At 61.3% G+C, this 3237-nt stretch carries 4 protein-coding genes; all 4 read left to right on the top strand.

What is annotated here, in order from left to right:
• The coding region (gene rpsL, locus B2527_RS02610) for a 30S ribosomal protein S12 (protein ID WP_293705986.1) at positions 1–237 on the top strand (237 nt) is incomplete at its 5' end.
• A gap of 10 nt (positions 238–247) precedes the next feature.
• Positions 248–715 (top strand): 30S ribosomal protein S7, encoded by a 468-nt coding sequence (gene rpsG / locus B2527_RS02605; protein WP_057630019.1) that lies wholly within the window; start codon positions 248–250, stop codon positions 713–715.
• A 135-nt stretch (positions 716–850) separates the two neighbouring features.
• Positions 851–2992, top strand: a complete 2142-nt coding sequence (fusA, locus tag B2527_RS02600) for an elongation factor G (protein WP_293705985.1) — start codon at positions 851–853, stop codon at positions 2990–2992.
• Between the two features lie 51 nt (positions 2993–3043).
• On the top strand, positions 3044–3237 hold a 194-nt coding region (locus B2527_RS02595; RefSeq protein ID WP_293705984.1), incomplete at its 3' end, for a GTP-binding protein.

Genomic DNA, 3237 nt, shown 5'->3' with positions numbered 1-3237 from the left:
TCGGCTCTGCGCAAGGTTGCAAAGGTCCGCCTGACCAACCAGGAAGAGGTGATTTCCTACATCGGTGGTGAAGGCCACAACCTGCAGGAGCACTCCGTGGTCCTGATCCGTGGCGGTCGCGTCAAGGATCTGCCGGGTGTGCGTTACCACACCGTCCGTGGCTCGCTCGACGCCGCCGGTGTCGCCAAGCGTCGTCAGGCGCGTTCCAAGTACGGCGCAAAGCGTCCGAAGGCCTGAGGAATAAGACATGTCACGTAAAGGTAATACTCCCCAGCGTTCGGTCCTGCCGGATCCGAAGCACAAGAGCGAAACCATTGCCCGCTTCATCAACATGGTGATGCTGAGCGGCAAGAAGTCCGTTGCTGAAAAGATCGTCTATGGCGCCATGGACGTGATCAGCGAAAAGAACCCGAACGCAATCGAGCTGGTGCAGAAGGCACTGGACAACGTTGCGCCGGGCGTGGAAGTGAAGTCGCGTCGCGTCGGTGGTGCCACCTATCAGGTGCCGGTCGAAGTGCGCGCTTCGCGCAAGATGGCCCTGGCCATGCGTTGGCTGATCGACTCCGCGCGTAAGCGCGGTGAGAACACCATGCCGCGCAAGCTGGCTGCTGAACTGCTGGACGCTTCGGAAAACCGCGGCGGCGCCATCAAGAAGCGCGAAGAAACCCACCGTATGGCGGAAGCGAACAAGGCCTTCGCTCACTACCGCTGGTGAGTTGTGGGGGCCTTGGAAACAGGGCCCCTGGCACCCATGTGGTGCTGCGTGTAGCGCTTTGAGCGCTGCGTCAACCCGAAGGCCGCCGCAAGGCGGCGTTCGGCCATCCGAATTCCAAGAAATTGAGAGGCTCCCGTGGCCCGCACCACTCCTATCGAGCGTTACCGTAACTTCGGCATCATGGCTCACATCGATGCCGGCAAGACCACCACGTCCGAGCGCATCCTGTTCTACACCGGCAAGAGCCACAAGCTCGGTGAAGTGCATGACGGCGCCGCCACCATGGACTGGATGGAGCAGGAGCAGGAACGTGGCATCACGATCCAGTCCGCTGCCACCACCGCGTTCTGGAAGGGCATGGACAAGTCCCTGCCGGAGCACCGTTTCAACATCATCGACACCCCCGGGCACGTTGACTTCACCATCGAAGTCGAACGCTCCCTGCGCGTGCTCGACGGCGCGGTGTTCGTGCTGTGCGCCGTCGGTGGCGTGCAGCCGCAGTCGGAAACCGTGTGGCGCCAGGCCAACAAGTACCACGTGCCGCGCATTGCGTTCGTCAACAAGATGGACCGTACCGGTGCCAACTTCTTCAAGGTCCGTGACCAGCTGAAGGCCAAGCTGGGCGCCGTGCCGGTGCCGATGCAGGTGCCGATCGGTGCCGAAGACGGCTTCAAGGGCGTGGTCGACCTGCTCAAGATGAAGGCCATCCAGTGGGATGAAGCCTCGCAGGGCATGAAGTTCGATTACGTGGACATCCCGGCTGATCTGGTGGAAAAGGCTGAAGAAGCCCGTACCTTCATGATCGAAACCGCGGCTGAAGCCAGCGAAGAGCTGATGGAAAAGTACCTGGGCGGCGAAGAGCTGGCCGAGGCTGAAATCATCCAGGCGCTGCGTACCCGTACGCTGGCTACCGAGATCGTGCCGATGTTCTGCGGCTCGGCCTTCAAGAACAAGGGCGTGCAGGCCATGCTGGACGGCGTGATCCAGCTGCTGCCGTCGCCGGTCGACGTGCCGGACGTGAAGGGCACCGACGTCGACGACGACAGCATCGAGATGACCCGCAAGTCGGACGACAAGGCGCCGTTCTCGTCGCTGGCGTTCAAGATCATCACCGACCCGTTCGTCGGCGCGCTGACCTTCTTCCGCGTCTACTCCGGCGTGCTGAACGGTGGCGACACCGTGCTGAACTCGGTGAAGAACAAGAAGGAGCGTATCGGCCGCATCCTGCAGATGCACTCGAACAACCGCGAGGAAATCAAGGAAGTTCTGGCCGGTGACATCGCTGCTGCCGTGGGCCTGAAGGACACCACCACCGGTGACACGCTGTGCTCGATCGAAGCACCGATCGTGCTTGAGCGCATGGTGTTCCCGGAGCCGGTGATCTCGATGGCCGTCGAGCCGAAGACCAAGACCGACCAGGAAAAGATGGGTCTGGCACTGGGCCGTCTGGCGCAGGAAGATCCGTCGTTCCGCGTCAAGACCGACGAAGAATCCGGCCAGACCATCATCTCCGGCATGGGCGAGCTGCACCTGGACATCATCGTCGACCGCCTGAAGCGCGAGTTCAACGTTGAAGCCAACGTCGGCAAGCCGCAGGTGGCCTACCGTGAAACCATCCAGGCCGCTGACGTCAAGTCGGACTACAAGCACGCCAAGCAGTCCGGTGGTAAGGGTCAGTACGGTCACGTCGTGATCGAGCTGTCGCCGATCACCGCTGAAGACCGTGCCGATCCGAAGCTGGCTGCAGCGATCAAGGACGACTTCCTGTTCATCAACGACATCACCGGCGGCGTGATCCCGAAGGAATTCATTCCTTCCGTGGAAAAGGGCCTGCGCGAAACCATCACCAGCGGCCCGCTGGCTGGCTTCCCGGTGGTGGACGTCAAGGTCAAGCTGGTGTTCGGCTCGTACCATGACGTTGACTCGTCGGAAATGGCGTTCAAGCTGGCTTCGTCGATGGCCTTCAAGCAGGGCTTCGCCAAGGCCAAGCCGGTGCTGCTGGAGCCGATCATGAAGGTCGAGATCGTGACCCCGGAAGACTACCAGGGTGACGTGATGGGCGACGTCAGCCGTCGTCGTGGCGTGCTGCAGGGTTCGGGCACCACCGGTGATGGCTCGGCCAGCATCATCAACGCGATGATCCCGCTGGGTGAAATGTTCGGTTACGCCACTGCGCTGCGTTCGCAGACCCAGGGCCGCGCCACCTTCACCATGGAATTCGACCATTACGAGCCGGCGCCGAACAACATCGCCGAAACCGTCATCAAGAAGGCCTGAGTCCCAGACTCAGGCTCTCCCTCCAAGTTTTAGCTAATCAAGGAATTACACATGTCCAAGGGTAAGTTCGAACGTACCAAGCCGCACGTCAACGTCGGCACCATCGGCCACGTCGACCATGGCAAGACCACGCTGACCGCTGCTCTGACCAAGATCGGTGCAGAGCGCTTCGGTGGCGAGTTCAAGGATTACTCCTCGATCGACGCCGCGCCGGAAGAAAAGGCACGTGGTATCACGATCTCGAC

The sequence above is a fragment of the Stenotrophomonas sp. UBA7606 genome (genome assembly GCF_002477705.1).
Taxonomy (GTDB): domain Bacteria; phylum Pseudomonadota; class Gammaproteobacteria; order Xanthomonadales; family Xanthomonadaceae; genus Stenotrophomonas.
The sequence above is the reverse complement of the archived record's forward strand: the minus strand, read 5'-3'. Positions and strand labels throughout refer to the sequence as shown.

What these genes read in the sequence shown, in the direction of transcription:
- rpsG (WP_057630019.1), top strand. Translation starts at nt 248, where the DNA reads ATGTCACGTAAAGGTAATACTCCCCAGCGTTCGGTCCTGCCGGATCCG.